The following is a 25056-nucleotide window of genomic DNA, read 5'->3' on the forward strand; positions in this document are numbered from 1 at the left end:
CACAGCCATGAGTGAAGAGACCACACACAAGCGTAGGGTGCTCGTCGCGGAGGACGAGGGACTCATTCGTCTCGACATCGTCGAGACCCTGACGGGCGCCGGTTTCGACGTCATCGCAGAGGCGGCTGACGGTGAGGAGGCCGTGCAGTTGGCCCTGGAACTCGAACCGGACCTGTGCGTCATGGACGTGAAGATGCCGAAGATGGACGGCATCTCGGCAGCCGAGAAGATCCTGTCGGAGCTGTCCTGCGCAGTCGTCATGCTCACTGCCTTCAGCCAGACGGAGCTGGTGGAACGCGCACGTGACGCCGGAGCAATGGCCTACGTGGTCAAACCCTTCAGCCCTGCCGACCTCATACCCGCAGTGGAGATCGCCTTCTCGCGCCACCGGGAGATCGAGTCGCTGGAGGAGGAGATCGCCGATCTCCAGGATCGTTTCGAGACCCGCAAGCGTGTGGACCGCGCAAAGGGTCTGCTGCAGAAGAACATGGGCATGACCGAGCCCGAGGCCTTCCGGTGGATCCAGAAGACCTCCATGGACCGTCGCCTGTCCATGCGCGAGGTCGCCGACGCGGTCATCGACCAGGTGGAGGACTGAGTCCGCGCCCATCTTCCTGGCCGGCGTCGCTGTGCCGAGTTGGACGACCGGCGTCGGAGCCCCGAGTGGCCGGGGAAGCCCTGCTGGGCACGTCGGGCAAACAGGACCGGAAGGGTCCGCCCCTGCGCCCGGTGCGGCATTGGTGGCCTGGTCGACGTGCCGTCGAGCCCGGTCGGTGGGAGGGGGTTCAGCGGCGCCGGAGGATCCGGTTGGTCACGCGCCCGGTGGCCACGAGTTTGCCGCCCTCGTCAAGGACGTCGACCACGTGGACCGTCTGCGAGCCGCCCAACTGGAGGGCTCTGGAGGTGGCCGTCACCGTCCCGGAACTGGTCGAACGCAGGTGCGAGACATTGATCTCGGTGCCCACGGCAAAACCCTGGTCCGCCCCGAAGACGTCGCGGGCGTGGATCTGGGCGGAAAAACTTGCGGCCGTCTCGACGAGGACGGCGCTGGCACCCCCATGGAGAATCCCCGCACTCTGAGTGTTTCCGGCCACCGGCATTGTGACGACCGTTCGGGCCGCAGAGTGTTCGAGCACCTCGATGCCCATGCGTTCCATGAGGGACGCGGGCCACTGCGCGCCGACGAAGCCGCCCTCGCGAGAGGGATCGGGGACGCGGGGCGCGGATGTGGGGTCGATGTCGTGGGTCATGGGCTCTAGGGTGTCATGTGTGAAGGACACTCTGCTCATCATCGACGGCCATTCCATGGCGTTCCGCGCCTTCTACGCCCTGCCCGCGGACGGATTCCGCACATCCACCGGGCAGCACACGAATGCCGTCTACGGCTTCGTCTCGATGCTCGTGCGCCTTCTCGAACAGGAGAAACCCGAATACGTGGCTGTGGCCTTCGACGTGTCGCGCCACTCCTTCCGCACGGAGGAGTACCCGGAGTACAAGGGGACCCGTGACGCCACACCTGAAGAGTTCAAGGGCCAGGTCGGCCTCATCCGCCAGATCCTGGGGATGATGGGCATCGTCTCACTGTCGAAGGAGGGGTACGAGGCCGACGACATCCTGGCGACCCTGGCCCGCCGAGCGGCCGACGAGGGGATGCGGGTCCTGGTGGCATCGGGGGACCGTGACACCTTCCAGACGGTGACCGACCGGGTCACCGTCCTCTATCCGGGTCAGGGCGCCGGCGACCTGCGCCCCATGACCCCCGAGGCGATCGAGGCCAAGTACGGGGTCCCGCCGCAGCGCTACCCGGAGCTCGCCGCTCTGGTCGGCGAAACCTCCGACAACCTGCCGGGTGTGCCGGGAGTCGGCCCGAAGACCGCGGCCCAGTGGATCCAACAATTCGACGGGCTGGAAAACCTCCTTGCCCGAGCCGACCAGATCGGCGGAAAGCGTGGCCAGGCCCTGCGTGACCACATGGAGGACGTGCGTCGCAATCGCCGTCTCAACCGCCTGCTCACAGACCTGGACCTGGAGGTCGGGCCGCAGGACCTGCGGCGAGGGGGCACGGACAGGGGGGCTCTCGAAGGGCTCTTCGACACCCTCGAATTCGGGGGCCTGCGCAAGAGGGTCATGCAGGTGGCCGTCGCCGGGCCCACCGAGGCAGCGGAGCCGACTGTTGCCCAGGAGATGCCGGGTCCAGTCGAGGAGCCCGTGGTGGTCCTGGGAAGCGACGCCGCCGACATCGAGTCGTGGGCCGAGCAGGTGGGCGCCGACGAGCCCCTGGCCCTGTGGGTCGAAGGCAGGAGTGCACCCGCCGCCGGGCGGGTGGACCGCATCGTCCTGGCCACCCGCACGCGCGCCCTCGTGGTGGAGGACCCGGCACTTTTGGACTCTGCGGCCGAGCGCGCACTGCACGACCTCGTCACCGGATCCACCGACCTCACGTGCGCCGACTGGAAGGGTGCCTGGCACGCATGCCGCAGCCTCGGCTGGGACCTGCCCGCCCCGGCCTTCGACGTCTCCTTGGCCGCCTACGTCCTGCGGCCTGAACAGCGCAGCTACGAGGCACCCGACCTCGTCTCGCGCATTCTCGGCACGGACCCGGGCGGGCAGGAGGGCGCCACTGACGCCCTCTTCGAGGGCGACGGGAGCGGGGCCGCCTCCGAGGGGCCCGATTCCTCCCAGAAACGCAGCGCCCTGCTGGCCGCCTCCCTGCTGGCCCTGCGCATGCGCCTGGAGAGCGAACTGGCCGCAACCGGCGCCACCGACCTGGTGACGGGCATGGAGATTCCCGTTTCCCTGGTCCTTGCCCGGATGGAAGCCCTGGGCATCGCCGCCGATTCGGAGGAACTGGCCGCACAATCGACGGGACTGGGCCAGGACATGGAAAGTGCCCGGCAGGCGGCAGTGGCCGCACTGCCAGAGGGCACCGACGTCAACCTGGCCAGTCCCAAGCAGCTCCAGCACGTTCTCTTCGACGTCCTGGCCCTGCCGAAGACGAAGAAGACGAAGACGGGGTGGACGACGAACGCAGAGGCCCTGCAGGACCTGTTCGAGCGCACCGGGAACGAGTTCCTCTCGCACCTGTTGGCCCACCGGGAGCGCACGAAACTCAAGCAGATGGTTGACTCCCTGCTGTCCTGCGTGGCCGAGGACGGCCGCATCCACACGACCTTCTCCCAGGTGGTCGCAGCCACCGGTCGTCTGGCCTCGGCGGACCCGAATCTGCAGAACATCCCCGCACGCACCCCCGACGGCCTGCGGATCCGCAGTGGCTTCGTGGCCGGTGACGGCTTCGAGGCGCTCATGAGCGCCGACTACAGCCAGATCGAGATGAGGATCATGGCTCACCTGTCCGAGGACGCGGGTCTGGTCGAGGCCTTCAACTCGGGCGAGGACCTGCACCGTACGATGGCCGCCATGGTCTTCGGCGTGCCCGTGGATGAGGTGAGCTCCGAGCAGCGTTCGCGCATCAAGGCCACCTCCTACGGCTTGGCGTACGGGCTCAGCTCGTACGGCCTGTCCGCCCAATTGCGCATTCCCGTGGGGGAGGCCGCCACCCTTCGGGAACGCTACTTCGAACGCTTCGGTGGAGTCAGGGACTACCTTGCCCGAGTCGTCGAGCAGGCGCGCCGGAACGGGTGGACGCAGACGATGTTCGGCAGGCGCCGTTACCTGCCCGATCTGACCTCGGAGAACCGCCAGAGGCGTGAAATGGCCGAGCGCGCGGCGCTCAACGCCCCCATCCAGGGCAGCGCCGCCGACATCATCAAGATGGCGATGGTCGAAGTCGACAGACGCATCCGCGAGGCCGGCCTGGGCTCGCGCCTCCTCTTGCAGATCCACGACGAACTGCTGCTCGACGTCGCCCCGGGGGAGCGTGAGCAGTTGGAGTCCATCGTGCGGGAGGCCATGGCTTCGCCGGTGGCGATGTCGGTGCCTCTTGAGGTCGCCGTGGGCGTGGGCGGGGACTGGATGGCGGCCGCCCACTGAAAAGGGGCTGGACTTCGGTGGTCGGCCTGCTAGGATGATCGAGGCGTAGAAGGCGTCTCCCCATTCGGCGAGTGGTCCTTCGACGCTTGCAGCATTTGCCAACTGTCCAGTCCGTTTCGGAGATCACAACTACATGACCACCAACACGCCGCAGGTCGCGGTCAACGACATCGGGTCCACCGAGGACCTGCTCGCCGCCATCGACGAGACCATCAAGTACTTCAACGATGGTGACATCGTCGAGGGCACTGTCGTCAAGGTCGACCACGATGAGGTCCTCCTCGACATCGGCTACAAGACCGAGGGTGTCATCCTCTCTCGCGAGCTCTCCATCAAGCACGATGTCAACCCTGAGGACGTCGTCGCCGTCGGTGACCAGATCGAGGCGCTCGTCCTGCAGAAGGAGGACAAGGAAGGCCGTCTCCTGCTGTCCAAGAAGCGCGCACAGTACGAGCGCGCCTGGGGCCAGATCGAGAAGGTCAAGGAAGAGGACGGCGTCGTCACCGGCACCGTCATCGAGGTCGTCAAGGGTGGTCTGATCGTCGACATCGGCCTGCGCGGCTTCCTGCCCGCCTCCCTTGTGGAGATGCGTCGCGTCCGCGACCTGCAGCCCTACATCGGCCGCGAGCTCGAGGCGAAGATCATCGAGCTGGACAAGAACCGCAACAACGTGGTCCTGTCCCGCCGCGCCTTCCTCGAGCAGACCCAGTCCGAGGTTCGCACGAACTTCCTGCACACCTTGGGCAAGGGCCAGGTCCGCAAGGGCCATGTGTCCTCGATCGTCAACTTCGGCGCCTTCGTCGACCTAGGCGGTGTCGACGGCCTGGTGCACGTCTCCGAACTGTCCTGGAAGCACATCGACCACCCCTCCGAGGTGGTCGAGGTCGGCATGGAGGTCACCGTCGAGGTCCTTGACGTCGACATGGACCGTGAGCGTGTCTCCCTGTCACTCAAGGCGACCCAGGAGGACCCGTGGCAGGCCTTCGCCCGCACGCACGCCATCGGACAGGTCGTCCCCGGCAAGGTCACCAAGCTGGTCCCCTTCGGTGCATTCGTGCGCGTCGAGGACGGCATCGAGGGTCTGGTCCACATCTCCGAGCTGGCCCAGCGCCACGTCGAGCTGCCCGAGCAGGTCGTCAAGGTCGGTGACGAGGTCTTCGTCAAGGTCATCGACATCGACCTGGAGCGTCGTCGCATCTCCTTGTCCCTCAAGCAGGCCAACGAGGGTGTCGACCCGGCCTCCGACGAATTCGACCCGTCGCTGTACGGCATGGCCGCCGAGTACGACGAGGACGGCAACTACAAGTACCCCGAGGGCTTCGATCCGGAGACCCAGGAGTGGATGGAAGGCTACGACGCCCAGCGCGAGGCGTGGGAGGCCCAGTACGCCGAGGCTCAGGCCCGTTGGGAGGCCCACAAGGCCCAGGTCCAGCGCGCCGCCGAGGAGGATTCCGAGGCCGCCCCGTCCATCGAGGAGCAGGCGTCCTACTCCACCCCCGTGGACAACGCCGGCACCTTGGCCTCCGACGAGGCACTTGCGGCACTGCGCGAGAAGCTCACCTCCGCAAACTGAGTGCGGCCCGGGCTGCCACTGACAGTGGGAAGGCCCCGACCCTCCGGAAGGAGTGGTCGGGGCCTTCCCGTGTGTCGCCCCTCATGCCGACCGTGCCGGTCCGGCAGGTCAACTCAGGATGCGACCTCCACGGGGGCGGCCACCGGCTCCAGGGGATGATGGCAGGCCACCGTGTGTTCGTCGCCCACCAGCATCGGCTGGGTGAGGCACGCATCGGTGGCGAAGGGGCAACGTGGCCGGAAGCGGCACCCTTCGGGCGGATCGATGGCCGACGGGGGTTCTCCGGACAGTCGTGCCGACTCCGGCGGCGGCTCGTGGGTCGGGTCCGGTACGGGAATGGACTCGATGAGCGCCCTCGTGTACGGGTGTTTCGGGGAACTGACCACCTCACGGGCCGGTCCTTCCTCGACGATCCTGCCGAGGTACATGACCCCGATCTTGTCCGCCATGTACTGGACGACTGCGAGGTCGTGGGAGATGAACACGTAGGACAGCCCCAGTTCGGCCTGCAGGCGCTTCATGAGGTTGAGGACTTGGGCCTGCACCGACACGTCCAGGGCCGAAACGGGCTCGTCCGCGACGACGAGGTCCGGCTCCAGGGCGAGGGAACGCGCGAAGCCGATGCGTTGCAGCTGACCGCCTGAGAATTCGTGGGGGTAGCGGGCCAAGGCGTCCTCGTCCAGCCCCACCTGTTCGAGCAGGAGTGCGACCCGCTCGGGGATCTCGGATCGGGGGACGCTGCGTTGGATGAGCATCGGCTCGGCAAGGATCTCGTCGATGCGCATGCGCGGGTCCATGGCGGCGTAGGAGTCCTGGAACATCATCTGGACGTCCCGGTGGACGGCCCTCAATTCGCTGCGTCGGGCGGACACCAGGTCCGTGTCGAGCACATGGATGCTGCCGCCGTCGGCCCGCTCCAGGCCTGCAATGAGCCTGCCCAAGGTCGACTTCCCGCAGCCCGACTCTCCCACCAGACCGTAGGTCTGCCCGCGCCCGACCTTCAAGGAGACGCGGTCCACTGCGGAGACCCGGGCCCGTCGGCGACGCAGGAACGACCCGGTGGAGGCGTCGTACTGTTTCGACACCTCCGCAAGGTCGAGGACCAGGTCCGCCGTGACCTCGCCTTCACCCTCGTGCGGCGTCCGGGGAGGGTCGGCCGGCCCACCCTCGCCCGGGACCGGGGCGAGTTCCCCCGCCCGCACGTCGGAAGGCGAGTCGTCCCCACGCGGGTCGGCAAGGACCTCGCCGGGGGTCATCGGATGCAGACACGCATGCGAATGGGCGTCCTCACTCACCATCGGCGGGGACTGCCGGTGACACTGCGCGCTGGCCCACAGACAGCGGGGGGCGAAACGACAACCGGCCGGAGGAGCCGTGAGATTGGGAGGTGAGCCCGGGATGGAGAAGAGTGGCGCTCCGGTGGCCAGCGCCCGTTCGGGCAGGGCCTGCAGGAGCGAGGTCGTGTAGCGGTGGCGGGGGAAGGAGAAGAGCTCGGCCGTGGGAGCGTCCTCCATGATGCGGCCCCCGTACATGACCGCCACCCGGTCCGTGTGCCCGGCCACCACTCCCAAGTCGTGGGTGATGAGGATGACGCCCATGCCGTACTCGTCGCGCAGGTCGTCGATGAGGTCGAGGATCTGCATCTGCGTGGTGACGTCCAGCGCCGTGGTCGGCTCGTCGGCAATGAGCAGGTCCGGCCTGCACACCAGGGCCATGGCGATCATCACCCGTTGCCGCATCCCACCCGAGAGCTGGTGCGGATAGGAGTCGGCCACGGCCTCGGGCCTGGGCATCCCGACGCGCTCGAGGATCTCCACGGTCCGGGCCCGAGCGGCGGCGGGGGCCATGCCCTCGTGGATCCGCAAGGATTCGGCCACCTGCACCCCGATGCGCATCGTGGGGTTCAAGGAGGTGAGTGGGTCCTGGAAGATCATGCCGATGCGAGTACCACGCAACCTGCGCACATCCACACGCGGAAGGGCTGTGAGGTCCTGCCCACCGAGCAGGATGGCGCCCGAGGTCACGGCGCCGCCCTGAGGCAGCAGACCCATGACGGACAGGGCCGTCATCGTTTTGCCGGAGCCTGACTCGCCGACGATGCCGAGCGTCTGGCCGGCCTCGACCGTGAGGTTCACGCCGGCCAACGCGTGGACGACACCGGAGCGCACGGTGATGTCCGTGTGCAGGTCGTGGATGCGCAGCAGCGGCTGTTTCGGGATCATGGTCACCTCTTGCGCAGACGGACTTCGAAGGCGTCGCGCAGGCCGTCGCCAATGAAGTTGAAGGACAGTACCAGGGCGATGATCGCCAGGCCCGGCGGGAAGATCAGCCACCAGTTGCCGGAGTAGGTGTCCTGGAGACCGGTGGAGAGCATCCCGCCCCAGTTGGCCTCGGGCGGCGGCACACCCAGTCCCAGGAAGGACAGGTAGGCGACGTACAGGACCGCGTCGGCCACCTGGAATGTGGCGTTGACGATGACGGTGCCGATGGCATTGCGCACCACGTGGGAGCCGATGGCGCGGGCCGTGGACCCGCCCATGCCCCGCATTGCCATGACGTATTCGCGTGCACGCAGCGACAGAGTCTCGCCGCGGATGAGGCGCGCCGGACCCAGCCATGCGAAGACGCCGATGATGACGATGAGCAGCGGCACGCTGGGAGTGATGATGGTCGCCATGAGCATGAAGAGGAACAGGGAGGGGATCGACATGAGGGCGTCGACGACGCGCATCATGAGGGAGTCCACCCACCCGCCGACGAAGCCGGCCACGGCGCCCCACAGGGTGCCGATGACAGTGGCGAAGAGGCCGGCGAGAACGCCGACGGTGATCGACGTCTGGCCGCCCACCATGAGGCGTCCGAGCTGGTCGTAACCGACACCGTCGGTGCCCAGGGGGTGCAAGGCGTCCGGCGGCAGTGAAGAGTTCGACAGGTCCGTGTGGATCTGGTCGGTGACCCACACGTGCGGGCCGAGGAAACTGAAGACGGCGAGGCCGACGAGGACCAGGAGCCCCAGGACCGCCAGGCGGTTCTGCGTGAAGACCTGCAGGCCCTGCAGTGCCACCGTGGTGCGTGTCGAAGTGCGCGGCCTGCCGCCGCCCAGCACAGGGGAAGCGGCCAATGGTGGCGTGTGTGTCGGTGCGGTCATGCGCGTGCCGCCAATCTGATCCGGGGGTCCGCCACGGCGTAGAGGAAGTCGGCCAGGACAGCGCCGATGACGGTGGCCACCGCGAGGATGAGGGTGACTCCCAGGAGCACCGGGTAGTCGCGATTTTGGGCCGACTGCCAAAAGAGCAGCCCCATGCCGTTGAAGTTGAAGAGGGTCTCGATGACCAACGCCCCGGAGAACAGTGCCGGGATGTACAGGCCCAGCAGGGTGATGACGGGGAAGAGGGCATTGCGCAGGGTGTGGACGAAGACGACCCGGAACTCCGACAGGCCCTTGGCCCGCGCGGTGCGCACGTACTGCTCGTTGAGGTTGTCGACCATCGATGAGCGCACGTAGCGCGAGTAGGAGGCGATGGTCACGATCGACAGGGTGACGACCGGCAGAACGAGGGCCGTGGGGTCGGCGAACATCTCCCACACCTCGTAGCCCTGTGGCGCCTCCGGAGGAAGGATCGGCAGAACCTGCGAGAAGAGGATGATGAGCAGGAGCCCCATGAAGAAGATGGGGGTCGAATAGGCGAGCAGGGCGGCGATGGTGATGACGTAGTCCGGACCCCTGTTGCGCCGCACCGCCTGCCACACACCCAGGGGGATCGCCAGGACGATGGCGAGGATCGTCGACATGAGCGAGAGGATCATCGTCTTCGGCAGGCGCTGGGAGATGGCGTCGGAGACACTCTGGTTGAGCTTGTAGGAATAGCCGAAGTCTCCGTGCAGGATCCGCCCGACGTAGTGCACGTACTGGACGTGCACGGGCTGGTCGAAGCCGTTCTCGTGGTTGAACTGGTCAATCTGCTCCTGGGTGGCTTCCTTGCCAAGGGTGGCACGTGCGGCGCCGCCGGGCAGAGCGTGCAGCAGGGCGAAGGCAATGATCGTCACGAGGACGACGACGACGAAGGCCTGCCCGAGTCGTCTGAGCATGAAGGAGACCATGGATTGCTCCGTGTGGACGGGGTGAGTGTGCCGGGGGGGGAGCCCCCGGCACACTCACAGGGACGAGGTCACTTCCAGGACCAGTCCTCGGGGTACATGAGGTTCAACGGGTCCTGCGGGGCAACGCCCTGCAGGACCTTCTTGTACGCGGAGATCTGGTACACGGGATTCGGCATCCACAGCACCGGCAGGTCCTCGGCCAGGTAGTCGTTGTACGCCTTGAGGGCTGCCGCGTCGTCGGAGAACTGACTGGCTTCGATGAGCTGGTCGGCCTTGGCGTCGGAGTAGAGGCCGAGGTTGACGGGGGCGTCGGTGGCGAAGAGACGCTCGCCGGAGGCGTAGACCGGGAAGTACCAGGAGCCCTGCGATCCGAAGAAGGACAGGTCCCAGGCGCATTCGGCTCCGGCCTCGCACTTCTGGGAGACGGAGACCGAGTCGGGGACCTCCTGGATCTCCAGGGTGATGCCGACCTTGGCCATCTGCGACTTGATCTCGGCCATCATCTTCGAGGTGGCGGAGAACCCGGACTGGGAGATGAGCTTGAAGGTCAGCGGTGTCCCTTGGGCGATGTCAGCGCCGCACTGGCCCGCTCCCGTGCCGGGTTTGGTGCAGGTCGTCTGGCCGTCGGGAACGACCGTCCATCCGTTGTCCTCCAGCAACTTCTTGGCTGCAGCCGGGTCGAAGGAGTAGGCGCAGCCGTCCATGGTGCCCATCTTGTCGGCCGGCTGGGGGACGGGCCCACAGGTGGGCGCGGCCATCTTGCCCCAGATCTTCTCGGAGATCGTCGGCTGGTCGATGAGCTGCTGCATGGCCTGACGGACGTACTTCTGCTTGAAGATCGGCCCGGTCTTCGGGTTGGCGAAGTTGAAGGGAATGTAGGTGATGGACAGGCCGTACCAGGGGTCGACCGTGTAGCCCTTGCCCTCCATGTAGGACACCTGCGAGACGTTGGAGGCGGGGATGTAGCCGTAGTCCAATTCGCCGGCGCGCAGGACGTTGAACTCGGCGTCGTCACCGGTGAAGGGCCGCAGGACCAGCTTGGAGACCTTCGCCTTGTCCGCGCCCCAGTAGGTGGGGGAGGGGACCAGTTCCACTTGGCCGTTGGGCACGTAGGAGGCGATCTGCCACGGGCCGGAAGTCACCTTCCACAGGGGGTTGGTGGCGTAGGTCGACAAGTCCTTGGACTGTTCGGTCAGGAAGTCGAAGACCTTGACGGCTTCGGCCGGGGTCCTGTCGTGGTCGCCCACCTGCGAGTCGGCGGAGGTCTTGTCCCACACGTGCTGGGGCAGGATGGAGATCTTGTTCAGCTGGTTGCCGACGAACCAGCCGGGGGAGTACTTCTGTGTGGTGGTCAGCGTGAAGGTGTGTTCGTCGACGACGGCGAACTTCGCGATGTTGTCGGGGAAGGCGCCCTTGCGGTACGAGGCCCACTTGTCCTTGTTGTTGGTCACCAGGTTCCACCAGAACTCGACGTCCCGGGTGGTGATGGGCTTGCCGTCGGACCATGTGGCATCGCGCAACTTGATGGTCATGGTCAGACCGTCCTCGGAGAAGGTCGGTGCCTCGCCCAGGGACTTGTCCAGGTCGATGTGGTGGTTGGACTCGGAGGCCAGCTTGTAGTTGTACAGGGGTCGGTACAGGGCGGTGCCGAAGATGGCGTTCTCACCTTGGGTGAAGCCGGGTGCGGAGATCGGCAGGATCCAGTTCGGCGTGCGGAAGGCCATGGAGACGACTTTGTCCCCGCCTGTGGAGCCCGAGGCTCCGGAGTCGCCGCTCTGTCCGCCTGACGGGCCGCATGCCGCCAGTGAGAGTCCGAGTGCGCAGGCCAGTCCTGCGCCGATCAGCGCACGGCCCAGGCGTGCGGTGGTTCGGGTCATGGGTGCTCCTTGGTTGGGGTGGATCTGGGGGCCGGGGCATGTCCAGTGAGATCGATGTTACGAGGGTCACATGCTCTGCGTGGGCGGTTTGCGAACTTGTTACGAAGAGCTTTCTTCGATTCTGGAAAAAGTGCCTGTTCCGGGGGTGGACCTGCGGCGGGACGGGGGAGGCGGGCCTGCGTCCCCCGCCTGCCGGGAACGAGGTCGGGGCGCCCTCGGATGGCGGGTGGCCGGGGCGTGGCGGTGCTCACACGGGGCGCAGGTCGTGGAGGGAACGGGCCACTCGGACTGCGCCGAGGACCCCGGCATCGGCGCCCGAGACGGCGCGTTCGATGACGAGATCCCGTGTGACCAGAGGGTGGCACCCGCGGTACAGCGAGGCGCGCACCGAGGCCACGTACACGTCGACGCTGGACAGCAGGCCACCGAGCAGGACCGCGTCGGGGTTGAGGAAGGAGGTCACCGCACACAGGACGTCACCGAGTACCTCCCCGGCCTCGCGCAGGATGTTCGTGGCGCTCGGGTCCCCGTTCGCCGCGGCCTCGGTCATCGCCCCCAGGTCCGCTCCGGCACCGCCCTCGTCGATCCATCTGCGAAGCAGGGCCTCCCCGGAGGCCACGGTGGCGAGGCAGCCGGTGTTCCCGCACGCGCAGACAAGGTGCGGCCCCGTGGGGCGACGCACGTGCGAGATGTCACCGGCGGCCCCTGTGGACCCGCGGTGCAGCAGTCCGTCGACCACCATTCCCACCCCGAGGCCGGTCCCGGCCTTCACCGTGAGGGAGTGTCGCAGTTCCGGGTGGGCGTGGTGCTCGCCCAGGGCCACCATGTCCGCATCGTTCTCCACACGTGCGGGGACCCCGAGGTGTTCCTGGAGCCACTGGCCCACCGGAAAACCGTTCCAGCCGGGCATGCGCGAGGCCGAGTCCACCAGACCCGTCCGTGGGTCGATGGGCGCGGGCAGGGCCACGCAGAGGGCCTCGACGTGCTCGGTCGCACCATGGGCGTCCGCCAGGTCGCGGAAGTGTCCGACCAGGGTCTCCAGAGTGGACTGGGGCCCGTCCTGGACCCCGACCTCGTGGGTCCGCACCTCGACCAGGGCGCCGGAGGCGTCCGCCAAGGCGCAACGGGCGTGGGTGCTGCCCAACTCCGCAGCCAGGAAGAAGCTCGAAGTGGCGCAGGTGTCGAGCAGGCGTGCCCGCCTGCCGCCCGTCGAGTCCGCGTTGCCGGTCTCCTCGAGATGTCCGCGGGCCAGGAGTTCGCTCACGCGCAGTGAGACCGTCGAGGGAGCCAGATGCAGTGCGCGAGACAGGTCCGCCCTGGTCCGCGCCTGCCCGGAGGTGACCAGTGCGAGGATCTCGCGATGGACGCCCTCCGGAGTGGGGCCTTCGGTGACGCTCATGACCACACCTTCGTTCGATCAGCGCTACTTGATTCGACAGTGTCGCATGTCGGCTCAAAGAATGTCGCGTTTTGGTTACTGATGTCGAAACCGGTCTCAAACGCTTGCGGCGCGATTGTGGCCTGCACTACCGTCTGCACCAGGCGCAGGAAGTGCGCATACTTCATTCGACTCGACGAGGAGCCTCAGATGAGCAACCTGCCCGCAGCAACTCGCGACGACACCTCCACCCGGTGGTTCGACCACAGCCGACTCGGCCTCTTCGTCCACTTCGGCCTGTACTCGGTGGCCGCCCGCCACGAATGGGTGATGACCCGTGAGCGTCGCACCGTCGCCGACTACGAACGCTACGCGGAGGTCTTCGACCCTGACCTCTTCGACGCGCGCGACATCGCGCGTCGCGCAAAGCGGGCAGGCATGGGCTACGCAGTGCTCACCACGAAGCACCATGACGGGTTCTGCCTCTTCGACAGCGCCCACACGACCTACACCTCGATGGTCCACCAGGGCCGTGACTTCGTGGCCGAGTGGTGCCGGGCGCTGCGCGCCGAAGGGCTCAAAGTGGGCCTGTACCACTCCCTGCTCGACTGGCACCACGAGGACTTCACCCTCGACTTCCACCACCCGCGAAGGGACGACCCGGACGCACGCAGCCAGAACGAGGGCAAGGACTTCTCCCGCTACAGGACCTACCTGCACAACCAGGTGCGTGAACTGCTCACCAACTACGGGACCATCGACTACCTCTTCTTCGACTTCTCCTACCCGTGGACCGTCGACGGCTGGACGGGCAAGGGCAAGGACGACTGGGGATCGATCGAACTGGAAGCCATGTGCCGCAGCCTCCAACCCGGCATCATCATCAACGACCGACTCGACATCCCCGGCGACCTCGTCACCCCCGAGCAGTACCAACCCTGCGCGCCCATGGAGGTCGGCGGAGTGCCCGTGCGCTGGGAGGCTTGCCAGACCCTCAACGGATCCTGGGGATACGACCGGGACAACACCGACTTCAAGAGCGTCGACCTGGTGCTGCGCATGCTCGTCGACACGGTCTCCAAAGGCGGGAACCTGCTGCTCAACATCGGCCCGGACGGCCGTGGCGCCGTCACCGCCCACGACGGGCGGGTTCTCGACGAGATCGCCGAGTGGATGCGCCTGAACTCCACCTCCGTCATCGGCGCCGGACCGGCGAATCTGCGCGCACCGGACGGCGTCGTGTACACGCGGGCCGGCAACAGGCTCTACATCCACGTCATGGCCTGGCCCTTCGGACACCTCCACCTGCCCGACCTGGCCGGCAAGGTCCGCTTCGTCCGCTTCCTGGCCGACGGCTCCGAGATCCGCACCGAGGTCCACGACCCCGACAAGGAAGCACTCACCACCGAGGTCGGAGGGCAGCCGGCGGGCACACTCACCCTCGTACTGCCCACCCGCCCGCCCTCGCCCATGCTGCCCGTCATCGAGGTCCTCCTCGAGGACGGGATCGACTGATCCGCGCAACCACCACACCGATGTGACACACCCGACCACCGACACATGGAGGAGCTCATGATGAACCCACGCACCACTCGGGCCGTCCTGGCCGCGATGACCGTCACCGCCACACTGGCCGTGACCGCATGCGGCGCAGGCGGAACCGGCACCACCCAGTCCGGCTCCGCCGGCGCAAGCGACAAGACCACGATCACCTGGGACATGTGGGCCGGCAGCGAGGACGACAAGAAGTGGGTGGCCGACACCCTGGCCATCGCCCAGGAAGCCAACCCCGACATCGTCATCGAGAGCCAGACCGCCGCCTGGGGAGACTACTTCACCAAGCTCACCGCGAATGCCTCCTCCGGCAACCTCGCATGCGTGACTTCGATGAACGGCCAGCGCCTCAACGGCTTCTACCAGGTGCTCTCGCCCCTGAGCGACGAAGACCTCAAGACCGCGGGCATCGACAAGGCCGCCTTCCAGGAAGGTGCCCTCGACATCCTCACCTACGACGGCAAGCTCTACGGCATCCCCTACGACGTGGCCGCCATGATGGTCTACTACAACAAGGACATGCTGGCCGAGACCAAGACTCCCGAGCCGAAGGCCGACTGGACCTTCGACGACTTCGTCGCCACCGCCAAGGGCGCCACCACCGACAAGCACAAGGGATTCGCCGTCGGCATGGGTGAATTCCAGTGGATGGCCCTACCCATCGCCAAGGCCGGCGTACAGCCCGTCAACGACAAGAACGAACTGGATCTGACCAACCCCGACTTCGTCGCCGCTGCCGAGTGGTACGCGGGCCTTGTCACCAAGGAAAAGGTCGCCGACGTCGTCCCCTCCGCCTCCGAGGCGGGCTGGGGAGAGGACCAGTACTCCAACGGCAATGTCGCCATGGCCGTCGACGGCACGTGGAACGCCAAGAGCTACTTCACCAACGAAGCCGGATTCACCGCCGGCGCCACCCGCCTGCCCAAGGGGGACAAGGGGTCGACCGGACTGGTCCTCGGATCCGGCTTCGGCATCGCGGCCAACTGCCAGGGCGCCCAGCGTGAGGCGGCACTGAAGGTCCTCGGAGCCTTGGTCTCCAAGAAGGCCCAGGACCTGCTCGCCTCCTCGGGTCGCTCCTACCCGGCGCGCACCGAATCCCAGCCCCTCTACTTCGAAGCCCTGCCGGAGAAGACCCGTGCGGACGTCAAGACGGCCTTCGACGCCACCTTCACCGGAGTGGTCGGACAGCGTTCCACCAGCACCTGGGCCCAGGCCAACGAGTACTTCACCCCGAATCTCGTCTCGGTGTACACGGGCCAGATGAGCATGACGGACATGCTCACCCAGGGGCAGAAGCAATTCGCCAAGTGAGCCCGGCGTCCCCTGATTCGGAAGAGACACCACAGTCATGACCACCGCACCGGCACCCAGGAAGCGGCGCAGCGCCCTGGCCAGAGCCGAGTCCCTGCAGGCGTTGGGCTTTGCGAGCCCGGCCCTTGTGGGCCTGGCCCTGTTCACCGCCCTGCCCGTCGTCCTGTCCATCGTCATGAGCACCTTCGACTGGCCCGCCTTCGGCGAGCGCAGGTTCGTCGGCCCGGACAACTACGTGTTCCTGCTCACCCAGAGTCCCGACTTCTGGCCGGCAGTGCGCAACTCGATCGTCTTCACGGTTCTCTACGTGCCGGTGAACATCGTCATCTCCTTGGCGCTGGCGATGCTCATCGGCCCCCGGATCAGGGGACGCAACATCTTCCGCGTCCTCTTCTTCATCCCCGTCGTCACCCCGATGGTGGCCAATGTCCTCGTGTGGAAGATGCTCCTGAATCCTCAAGGCGTGTTCAACGGAATCGCCTCCAGCTGGTTCGGAGTGACCCTGCCGACCTTCCTCGCAGACCCGAACTGGGCGATGATCATGATCGTCGTCATGAGCGTGTGGCAGGGCAGCGGCTACAACATGCTCATCTTCTCCGCCGCCCTCGAACAACTGCCCGAATCCGTCATGGAGGCCGCGCGCATCGACGGGGCGAAGGGATGGACGATGCTCGTGCGCGTCATCCTGCCGATGCTCTCGCCCTCGATCTTCTTCGCGGCCGTCATGACCGTCATCTCCTCACTGCAGGTCTTCGTCCAGCCGCAGATGCTCACCGGCGGTGGCCCCGGCAACTCGACCCTGCCGCTGGTCATGTTCATCTACACGACAGGTTTCAAGTTCCAACAGCTCGGAATGGCGGCAGCTGCGGCGTGGATCCTCTTCGCCCTGGTCATCCTCGTCACGGCATTCCAGTTCCAAGTGCAAAAGAGGTGGGTCCACTATGAGGTCTGAAACCACCACTCACGTGTTGACGCACAAAGGCGGGGGAGGAGCACCGCTGTCCAATGCCGGACTGCTCGGTGGAGAACCTTCGCGCCTCAAGGACGCCGTCGCCCACCTCGTCGTGTGGATCGGGGCCTTCCTCTTCGCCTCGCCCCTCATCTACGCCTTCTTCGCCTCACTGAAGTCGAAGGACGAGATCTACCAGATTCCGCCCACCCTCTTCGGAAAGGAACTGCGCTGGGGCAACTACCTCGAAGTCTTCACCTACGGCCCCTTCATCACGTACATCCTCAACAGCTTCCTCGTGGCGATCCTGGGCACCCTGGTCGTCCTGGCCGTGTCAACCACCGCGGGATACGCCTTTTCACGACTGCGGTGGAAGGGGCGCGACACCGTCTTCGTGTTCTTCCTCGGCACGATCATGGTCCCGGCCGAAGTCCTGGTCATCCCGATGTTCATCCTCATGCAGTACTTCGGATGGGTGAACACCTACCAGGCTCTCATCCTGCCCTTCGCCTTCGGCGCATTCGGGACCTTCCTCATGCGCCAGTTCATGCGCGGCATCCCCTTCGAACTCGAAGAGGCCGCCAGGGTGGACGGCGCAGGCCCCATCCGCACCTTCGTCCAGATCATCCTTCCCCTGACCAAGTCCGCCATCGCCGTCCTCGCGGTGTTCACATTCATGGGATTCTGGAACTCTTACCTGTGGCCTCTCATCGTCACCGTCGACTACGAGAGCCTGGGCACCCTGCCCATCGGACTGGCCTCCTTCTCCACCCAGGAGGGCACCCGCACCGACCTGCAGATCGCCGCATCCATGGTCTCGATGGTGCCCACCACCGTCCTCGTCCTTGCCCTGCAAAAGCACCTCATCAAAGGCATCGCAATGTCCGGCATGGGCGGACGCTGACCCACCACCCCAACGGAGGAAACCACATGACACGTCGGCCCCGCATCGCCGTGTGCGGCATCCACATCGAGTCCTCGACCTTCACCCCGTACACCTCGGTGGAACAGGACTTCGTCGTCACCCGAGGAGATGCTCTCCTGGCACGCTACGACTGGCTCGACACCGAATGGGCGCGGGCCGTCGACTGGGTGCCCGTCCTGCACGCCGGCGCCCTGCCCGGAGGCGTCGTCGAACGCGACATCTACGAAAGATGGCGCGAAGAGATCCGCGCGGGCCTTGCCGCTGCCCACGCGGAGGCGCCCCTGGACGGAGTCTTCTTCGACATCCACGGGGCGATGAGCGTCCACGGCTACGACGACGCCGAAGGCGACCTGGTCACCGCCGTACGTGACGCGGTCGGTCCCGAGCCGATGCTCTCAGCCTCCATGGACCTGCACGGCAACGTCTCCGACGTGCTCTTCGACGCCTGCGACCTCATGACCTGCTACCGCATGGCCCCCCACGAGGACGCCCTGGAGTCACGCGAACGGGCAGCACGCAACCTCGTCGATCGACTGCGACAGGGCCAGGGCAAACCCGCCAAGGCACTCGTCCACGTCCCTGTGCTGCTACCGGGGGAGAAGACCTCCACGCGGATCGAACCCGGGAAGTGCCTCTACGCCCTGGTCCCCGTGGCCGAGAAAGTCGACGGAGTGACCGACGCCGCCATCTGGATCGGATTCGCTTGGGCCGACCAACCCCGCTGCAAGGGAGCCGTCGTCGTCTACGGGGACGACCCGAGGGCGGTCGAACTCGAAGCGCGCGCCCTCGGACAAGCCTTCTGGGACGTCCACGAGCAGTTCGAGTTCGTGGCCCCTGTGGCCTCCATGGCCGAATGCCTCCAATGGGCCGAGACCGCCAAACGTCCCACCTTCATCTCCGACTCCGGCGACAACCCCGGAGCCGGCGGAGCCGACGACGTCACCGTCGCCCTCGCACACCTGCTCGCCTGGCAACCCGTCATCGACGCAACCCTTGACGTCATCCACGCTTCCATCGTCGACCCCGTGGCGGCCGGCGTGTGCTGGGAGGCGGGAGTCGGCGCCGAGGTCACCGTGGAGATCGGCGGGCACATCGACACCCGAGCGCCCGGGCCCCAACAGGTCACCGGAAGGGTCCGCGCCCTGACGGACGACCCCAGGGGCGGACACACCGCGGCCTTGACGATCGGTGGACTCACCGTCATCCTGACCACCTCACGCAACCAGTACACGGAGCACGTCCAATTCGAACGCCTCGGGCTGGACGTACGCACCGCGGACGTCGTCGTGGTGAAAATCGGGTACCTGGAACCCGACCTCTTCGACGCGCAGGCGGACTGGAAGATGGCGCTCACGCCCGGTGGGGTCGACCAGGACCTCGTGCGCCTCGGCCACCACAGGATCGACCGCCCGATGTTCCCCTTCGACGCCGACATGCATCCCGGTCCGATGCAGGTGCGCGTCGTCGTGCCGTGAAGGCGCAGGAGGCGGCCTCGCGCACCTGCGCCCGCTGGGTCGGTGTCGACGTCGGAGGCACGAGCATCAAGTGGCGGGCTGCCAGCGCTGACGGCGCGACGGTGGACGAGGGGCGTGTCGCCTCACATCCGGCCAGTGTCGGCGAGCAGCTGCGGTGCCTGGGCGACTTCATCCGGTCCCGCCACGGTGAGGTCCGGGGAATCGGAGTGGTGTGCCCGGGGGTGATCGACGAGGTCCAGGGCCGTGTCGTCTATGCTGCGAACCTCGAATTGGCGGGGCTGCGTCCTGGTGAGCTGCTTGCCGGCGACAGTGGGATCCCCGTGCGCGTGGGACACGACGGGCGCGCTGCGGGACTGGCCGAAGGGCTGCTCGGGGCCGGCCGTGGCGCCCGCAGCTTCGTCATGATCCCCATCGGTACCGGCATTTCCGCCGCACTGCACCTGGCGGGCGGCATGTGGGGTGGCGCCACGTTCTGCGCGGGGGAGATCGGCCACACCCCCGTGTTCCCCGACGGTGAACCCTGCGCCTGCGGACAGCGCGGATGCCTGGAGGTCTACGCCTCCGCCAAGGGGATCGCCCGGCGCTACGCGGCCGCCACCGGCCAGGACGTGGGGGCGCGGGGGGTCGAGCGGCTCCTGGGTGCCGACCCGCTGGCCGACGAGGTCTGGGCGACGGCGGCGAAGGCCCTCGCCCTGGAGTTGGCCCACCTGACCCTGTCCGTCGACCCGGAGCGTTTCGTCATCGGAGGCGGGCTTTCGCGGGCAGGGGACACGCTGCTGGCCCCCGTTCGGAGCGAACTCGACGCGCTGCTCGCATGGCGCGACGCGCCGAGTGTGACTGCCGCGCAACTCGGTGAGGAAGCAGGACGCTGGGGGGCACTGGCACTGGCCTCCATGGCCGCAGGATCCACTGACCACGAAAGGTGGAGCAGATGACCCTCCTCGAGATCTGTGTGGACGACGTCAAGGGCGTGCGCGCGGCCCGGGACGCGGGCGCTGATCGTGCAGAGCTGTGCGCCGACCTCGAGGTCGGCGGCACCACGCCGCCCCTCGAACAGGTCCGGCGCGCATTGGAAGTGGCGCCTGCGGGGGGGCTCCAGGTGATCGTGCGCCCCAGGGGAGGCGACTTCGTCCACTCGGAAGCGGAAGTACGTGAGATGCTCGCCTCCATCCATCGCCTGAAGGAAGTGGAGGGCGACGCGCTTCGCGAGGCTCGCGCCCGGGGTGCGCAGCTGCCGCCCCTGGGGTTCGTCATCGGTGTGCTCACCCCCGACGGGCGAATCGACTCCGCCCAGGCTGCGCGTCTTCGCGAGGCAGCGGGGGCGGCTCCGTTGACCTTCCATCGCGCCTTCGACGTGGTCTGTGACCCCGCTGAAGCATTGGAGACCCTGGTCGGCCTGGGCTTCGACCGCGTGCTGACCACGGGCGGGCATCCGAGCGCGGCAGACACGGCGACCCTCGCCGAACTCACGCGCCGGGCCGCCGGGCGACTCGGCGTCATCGCTTCGGGCGGTGTGCGCGAGGCAAATGTGGTGGAGGTCCTGCGCGCCAGTGGCGCCCCGGAGGTCCACATGCGGTGCCCGCGTGAGCAGGGCGGCACTGACGCCGAACTGGCCCGACGCATTGTCGCTCTCGTCAGGGCCCACGACGCTGCCGCCTCCCAGTGCGATGAGGATGAGGATGCGGGCAGGGATGCGACGCCCAGGACAGGTGATGTGCTGGTGGCTGGCGGTGCCCGCGCCGAAGTGCTCCGGCCCTTGACCCGGCCGGGCGGAAGAGCCCTGCGCATCGGAGTCTCCGGAGGCATTGGCTCCGGGAAGTCCTCGGTGTCGTGTGCCCTTGCCGCCCATGGAGCAGTGGTCGCCGACGCCGACGCGCTGGCGCGCGAGGTCGTTGCCCCCGGCTCGCTCGGCCTCCGCAAGGTCGTCGAGCGTTTCGGGCCGGCCGTCCTCGGCGAGGACGGCTCCCTGGACCGCGGTGCGCTGGGCGCAATCGTCTTTGCGGATCCTGCGGCCCGCCGGGACCTGGAAGCCATCACCCATCCGCTCATCGGGATGGCCGCCGAAGAGATCCTCGGGGCGGCCCCCGCAGGGGGCCTGGCGGTTCACGACGTGCCGCTGCTGGTGGAGACCGGCATGGAAGGCGAAGTGGATCTCGTGCTCATGGTCGACGCTGCGGTGGAGGCGCGCCTGGAGCGCCTGCGCAGGCGGGGAGTCCCGGCCGAGGACGCCCGGGCGCGCATGGCGGCCCAGGCCGACGCGGAGCGGAGGCGGGCGGTCGCCGATGTGTGGGTGGACAACAGCGGTACCGAGGAGGACCTGGCCGCCCTCGTCGATGCGATCGCCAAGCAGTGGCTGCGCCTGTGACCCGACCGGTCACCCGCCGGCCAGCAGGGCGATCACGACGACCAAGACCACCAGCGCCATGGCGATCCCCCAGATGGCGCTCATACCCGCCCAGATCTTCACCTGTCGCCACAGGTGGGAGTGGAACAGGGGTTGGAAGGCCTTCCACGCTTGCCGGTCCTCCTCCAAGGTCTGGGGAGTCTCGACCGCGTTGCGCCTGCGCAGGACCTTCCACGAGAGGTGGGCGAAGAACAAGCAGAGGGAGCCCCACAGGACACCCCCGAGGAAGAGCGTGAGCACGTCGGCGGCTCGACTGGCCCCCACTTCGCCGGTGAGGACCATGGGCAGGCAGGTGGCCGCCAACAGTCCTGATCCGACGAAGAGGAACCCGGGGACGGCCAGCACCACCCACCCGCGCAGGGGCTGTGGAGCCTCCTGCGACTGGTCGCGCAGGCGCTTGAGGCCCCTCCACCGCCACCACCACAGGGCCACCATGAGGACGAACCCTGCGCACACCATCCATGCGGCCATGTGCATGAGGAGCAACTGCGGAGGCGGGCCGGTCGTCGACGGTGCGTTCGGCGCGGCCAGAAGAGTCACGACAGGACCCACCGAATCTCCCACGGAGCCAACTGATCCATTCGGCAGGCAGGGGCTTTGCCTCCCTCCCCTGCTTCGCATGCATTGGACAGGACGACCTCGCCGGAGGGCAGGTCGCAGGTGAGGGGGGCATCCGACATGTTGCCCACGGCATCCAGGCGCACCCCGTCGAACTCGCGGCGCACCCACCACAGCTTCGGGTCGTCGGCGTGGAGCAGCTCGAAGGAGCCGTCGACGAGGACGGGCAGTTCCTTGCGCAGGGCGATCATGCGACGGTAGAACTCGAAGGTCGAACCGGCCACCCCCACCTGGGCGGCTGCGTTGAGCCATGTGTGGTCGGGGTTCACGGGAAGCCACGGGGTTCCCGTGGTGAATCCGGCATGTTCGCCGGCATCCCAGTGGACGGGTGTACGGGCGTTGTCGCGGCTGGCATGGACGATGCCCGGCCACACGATGGAGGGGTCCTGGCCGCCGAGCTCGACCCGCTCACGCCACACCCCCTTCGTCTCCACGTCGTCGAATTGGTCGATGGAGGTCCACGGGTAGTCCGCCATGCCGAGTTCCTCACCCTGGTAGACGAAGGGTGTGCCCTGGTGGGCGTGGAGCATCCCACCCCAAGCGGTCGCCGAGGCGTGGCGGTGGTGCTCGGGTGAGCCGAAACGGCTCACAGGGCGCGGGCGATCGTGGTTGGACAGGTACAGGGAGTTCCAGCCCCGGCCGGCAAGGCCCTTTGTCCACGAGGCCAAGGATCGCTTCATCTCCTGCAGAGGCATGGGGCGGGGGCGGAACTTGTCCCCGTCGGTCGCGTCCAACTCGACGTGCTCGAATTGGAAGACCATGTCGAGCTCTCGCCGGACCGGGTCGGTGGTCAGGCGCGCCTGGTCGATGGTGGCGCCCGGGCACTCACCGACCGTGAGGAACACCGTGTCGGGGTAGCGGTCGAAGACCTCCCGGTGCATCTCCTGCATCCACTCGTGGAAGCGCGGGCCGAAGAAGGCCTTGTCCAGGCCGCCCGAGGAGTCCTGGTAGAGGTCTTCCGGCTTGGAAATGCAGTTGATGACATCCATGCGGAAGCCGTCGACTCCGCGGTCGATCCACCGGCGCATCATGGCGTGCACTGCGTGCCGGACCTCGGGGTTCTCCCAGTTGAGGTCCGGTTGGCCGGGAGCGAAGAAGTGCAGGTAGTACTCGCCCGAGGCTTCGTCCAGTGTCCACACCGGCCCTGAGAAGGCGCTCACCCACCCATTCGGTTCGTCCCCGCGCCACTGGCCCGGGGCGGCGTCGGTGTCGACCGGAGCACCTTCGGGCAGTTCACGCGGGCGGCGCCACACGTACCAGTCACGCTTGGGGTCCGCCGGGTTGCGGGATGCCTGGAACCACGGGTGCTGGTCGGAGGTGTGGTTGACCACCAGATCCATGACGATGCGGATCCCCGCCTCGTGCGCCGTCTCGATGAGACGCTCCAGGTCCGCGAGTGAGCCGAAGACAGGGTCGACGTCTTCGTAGTCGGAAATGTCGTAACCGTTGTCCTCCATGGGGGAGCGGTACACGGGTGAGAGCCACAGGACGTCGACCCCCAGGGTCGCCAAGTAGGGGATCCGGCTGGTGATGCCGGGGATGTCGCCGATTCCGTCACCGTCGGAGTCCTGGAATGAGCGCGGGTAGACCTGGTAGGCGGTCGCGGTGCGCCACCACGGTCGCCCTGGTGCCGAAAGGGTGCTCATCGGGAACTCCTGTCGTGTCGCTGGCCGGAGGGATGGATGTCGAAGTCGATGGTACGTGGTCCACGGCACGAGGGCTCCCCGGGCCCGGACCGGTTCGTGGCATCAGGTGGAAAGGACGCCCGCAGGGCGCTCGAGCCAACGACGGAACTGCGGTCGTTCAGGCGGCGGCAGCGGTCCGAGTCGCCCGAGGACCGCTCTGACGATCGGGGTCACCCGCTCGTGCCTGACCTGTTCCCATGTCACTCGCATGACGACGAATCCTCTGTCCCACAGGCGCAGGTCCCGCTCACGGTCGTGGAGCATCTGTGCCCGCGTGGAGTGCGTGTCCCCGTCGGCCTCCAGGACCAACCACCCGTCGACCAGGATGTCCACCTCGCCGACGCCGTCGACGAGGACAGCGGTTTCCACCGACATTCCCTCATCCACGAGTTGCAGCCTCAACATGGTCTCCAGGATCGATCGGACTCCGGGAGCGGCCAGGGCCGCCCAGTCGTGCATACGCGCGGCGCCCGGGCCATGAGTCGGCAGGCGAAGATCCGTCACCTCCAGGAGGCCTTTGCACAAGGCGGCATCCAATGCCGCCACTGCGTCCACACGCGTACCCCAGCGCAGCAGGTGCCGGACCGTCGTGGCCACGGAGGCGAGCCAAGGACGACAAGGGTCGTGCCCCAGCGCTTGCCGGTCACGGTGGATGACGGCACCACCCGCATGAGGCGGTCGGTGGGAGCGCGAGTGGGGGACGGCAAGGTGGACGCGGGCGGGCCGCTCCAACTGCGGCAGACCATGTGCCAGTGCTGCGTGGGACAAGGTGAGCAGGCCTTGGGACATGACGGCGGCACGCACAGGTTCGGGAGTGAAGTCGGCGACCACCCACCCTGCCCGCAGGTGGACGTCGGGGCGCCGGAGGAATTGTCGGGCGTCGTCGCAGAACTGTCGCAATGTGAGCACGGGCACCGCACCGGCCGAGCGTTGCAAGAAGGTTTCAGCGTCCATGAAGACACTTCAACGGTGCATTCACTGCGGCACCACAGGCGCCCATGATGCCTGTGGAGGAGGGAGCATGGCCTCGCGTGGCCTGTGGACACACAGTGGGAGACGTCAAGCTTGGGGACCGAGCCGTGGCCGGGTGACATTGCGGCAGGTCGGTCGGCATCGTGCTGCTTGTGGCACTGGGGGAGGGGAGGGCCACTGTGTGTCGGGAAAACGCCCTTCGTCGAACACGTGTGCGAATCGACAGGGGGTGGCGGCGCGGAGC

Annotated in this window: 19 protein-coding genes; 10 read left to right on the plus strand and 9 right to left on the minus strand. The window is 67.2% G+C overall.

What is annotated here, in order from left to right; genetic code table 11:
* The first annotated feature begins 7 nt into the window (after nt 1-7).
* Nucleotides 8-598: an ANTAR domain-containing response regulator gene (locus tag I6B53_RS05435; RefSeq protein ID WP_216765204.1), complete on the plus strand. Its 591-nt coding sequence runs from the start codon at nt 8-10 to the stop codon at nt 596-598.
* Between the two features lie 187 nt (nt 599-785).
* Here I6B53_RS05435 and I6B53_RS05440 read toward each other — a convergent pair whose 3' ends face one another.
* On the minus strand, nt 786-1250 hold the full coding sequence (locus tag I6B53_RS05440) for a PaaI family thioesterase (RefSeq protein ID WP_216765205.1): 465 nt from the start codon (nt 1248-1250) through the stop codon (nt 786-788).
* Between I6B53_RS05440 and polA the strand changes: the two genes are divergently transcribed.
* Together polA and rpsA are read left to right on the plus strand one after the other, a co-directional pair.
* Nucleotides 1249-3990: a DNA polymerase I gene (polA, locus tag I6B53_RS05445; protein ID WP_253953987.1), complete on the plus strand. Its 2742-nt coding sequence runs from the start codon at nt 1249-1251 to the stop codon at nt 3988-3990. The genes I6B53_RS05440 and polA overlap by 2 nt on opposite strands.
* 133 nt (nt 3991-4123) lie before the next feature.
* Nucleotides 4124-5563 (plus strand): 30S ribosomal protein S1, encoded by a 1440-nt coding sequence (rpsA, locus tag I6B53_RS05450; protein ID WP_216765207.1) that lies wholly within the window; start codon nt 4124-4126, stop codon nt 5561-5563.
* Nucleotides 5564-5676: 113 nt separating this feature from the next.
* Here the strand turns inward: rpsA and I6B53_RS05455 are convergent, their stop codons facing one another.
* The 5 genes from I6B53_RS05455 to I6B53_RS05475 form a co-directional block, all read right to left on the minus strand.
* Nucleotides 5677-7785 carry an ABC transporter ATP-binding protein gene (locus I6B53_RS05455; RefSeq protein WP_216765208.1) on the minus strand — a complete coding sequence of 703 codons (2109 nt, stop codon included), beginning with the start codon at nt 7783-7785 and terminating at the stop codon, nt 5677-5679.
* A 2-nt stretch (nt 7786-7787) separates the two neighbouring features.
* Entirely contained in the window at nt 7788-8711 is a 924-nt protein-coding gene (locus I6B53_RS05460) for an ABC transporter permease (RefSeq protein ID WP_216765209.1), read from the minus strand.
* Entirely contained in the window at nt 8708-9664 is a 957-nt protein-coding gene (locus tag I6B53_RS05465) for an ABC transporter permease (protein ID WP_216765210.1), read from the minus strand. The genes I6B53_RS05460 and I6B53_RS05465 overlap by 4 nt, the downstream gene beginning before the upstream one ends.
* Nucleotides 9665-9732: 68 nt before the next feature.
* Nucleotides 9733-11541 (minus strand): peptide ABC transporter substrate-binding protein, encoded by a 1809-nt coding sequence (locus tag I6B53_RS05470; protein ID WP_216765211.1) that lies wholly within the window; start codon nt 11539-11541, stop codon nt 9733-9735.
* A 247-nt stretch (nt 11542-11788) separates the two neighbouring features.
* Nucleotides 11789-12940, minus strand: a complete 1152-nt coding sequence (locus tag I6B53_RS05475; RefSeq protein WP_216765212.1) for an ROK family transcriptional regulator — start codon at nt 12938-12940, stop codon at nt 11789-11791.
* A gap of 189 nt (nt 12941-13129) precedes the next feature.
* On the opposite strand from I6B53_RS05475, the gene I6B53_RS05480 reads away from it, so the two are divergent.
* The 7 genes from I6B53_RS05480 to coaE are packed head-to-tail and all read left to right on the plus strand — an operon-like array spanning nt 13130 to nt 21498.
* Nucleotides 13130-14434 carry an alpha-L-fucosidase gene (locus tag I6B53_RS05480; RefSeq protein WP_216765213.1) on the plus strand — a complete coding sequence of 435 codons (1305 nt, stop codon included), beginning with the start codon at nt 13130-13132 and terminating at the stop codon, nt 14432-14434.
* A 57-nt stretch (nt 14435-14491) separates the two neighbouring features.
* Nucleotides 14492-15784, plus strand: coding sequence for an ABC transporter substrate-binding protein (locus I6B53_RS05485; RefSeq protein ID WP_216765214.1), 1293 nt, complete (start codon nt 14492-14494; stop codon nt 15782-15784).
* A 37-nt stretch (nt 15785-15821) separates the two neighbouring features.
* The gene (locus I6B53_RS05490; RefSeq protein WP_216765215.1) at nt 15822-16736 is read left to right on the plus strand and encodes a carbohydrate ABC transporter permease; all 915 of its coding nucleotides are present in this window, start codon (nt 15822-15824) and stop codon (nt 16734-16736) included.
* Nucleotides 16726-17637, plus strand: coding sequence for a carbohydrate ABC transporter permease (locus tag I6B53_RS05495; RefSeq protein ID WP_216765216.1), 912 nt, complete (start codon nt 16726-16728; stop codon nt 17635-17637). Before I6B53_RS05490 ends, I6B53_RS05495 begins: the two co-directional genes overlap by 11 nt.
* Before the next feature lie 26 nt (nt 17638-17663).
* The gene (locus tag I6B53_RS05500) at nt 17664-19133 is read left to right on the plus strand and encodes a M81 family metallopeptidase (protein WP_216765217.1); all 1470 of its coding nucleotides are present in this window, start codon (nt 17664-17666) and stop codon (nt 19131-19133) included.
* Entirely contained in the window at nt 19130-20068 is a 939-nt protein-coding gene (locus tag I6B53_RS05505) for an ROK family protein (protein WP_216765218.1), read from the plus strand. The genes I6B53_RS05500 and I6B53_RS05505 overlap by 4 nt, the downstream gene beginning before the upstream one ends.
* A complete protein-coding gene (gene coaE / locus I6B53_RS11305) occupies nt 20065-21498 on the plus strand; it encodes a dephospho-CoA kinase (protein ID WP_367880401.1) in 1434 nt (477 codons plus the stop codon). Before I6B53_RS05505 ends, coaE begins: the two co-directional genes overlap by 4 nt.
* Nucleotides 21499-21507: 9 nt before the next feature.
* Here the strand turns inward: coaE and I6B53_RS05520 are convergent, their stop codons facing one another.
* The 3 genes from I6B53_RS05520 to I6B53_RS05530 all read right to left on the minus strand — a co-directional run bounded on the left by I6B53_RS05520 (nt 21508) and on the right by I6B53_RS05530 (nt 24794).
* Entirely contained in the window at nt 21508-22077 is a 570-nt protein-coding gene (locus I6B53_RS05520) for a hypothetical protein (RefSeq protein WP_216765219.1), read from the minus strand.
* Complete coding sequence (locus tag I6B53_RS05525; protein WP_216765220.1) at nt 22074-23801, minus strand: alpha-glucosidase; 1728 nt, start codon at nt 23799-23801, stop codon at nt 22074-22076. The genes I6B53_RS05520 and I6B53_RS05525 overlap by 4 nt, the downstream gene beginning before the upstream one ends.
* A gap of 102 nt (nt 23802-23903) precedes the next feature.
* Entirely contained in the window at nt 23904-24794 is an 891-nt protein-coding gene (locus tag I6B53_RS05530) for an endonuclease domain-containing protein (RefSeq protein ID WP_216765221.1), read from the minus strand.
* Nucleotides 24795-25056 lie beyond the last annotated feature (262 nt).

The organism is Schaalia sp. 19OD2882 (assembly GCF_018986735.1).
Lineage (GTDB): Bacteria > Actinomycetota > Actinomycetes > Actinomycetales > Actinomycetaceae > Pauljensenia.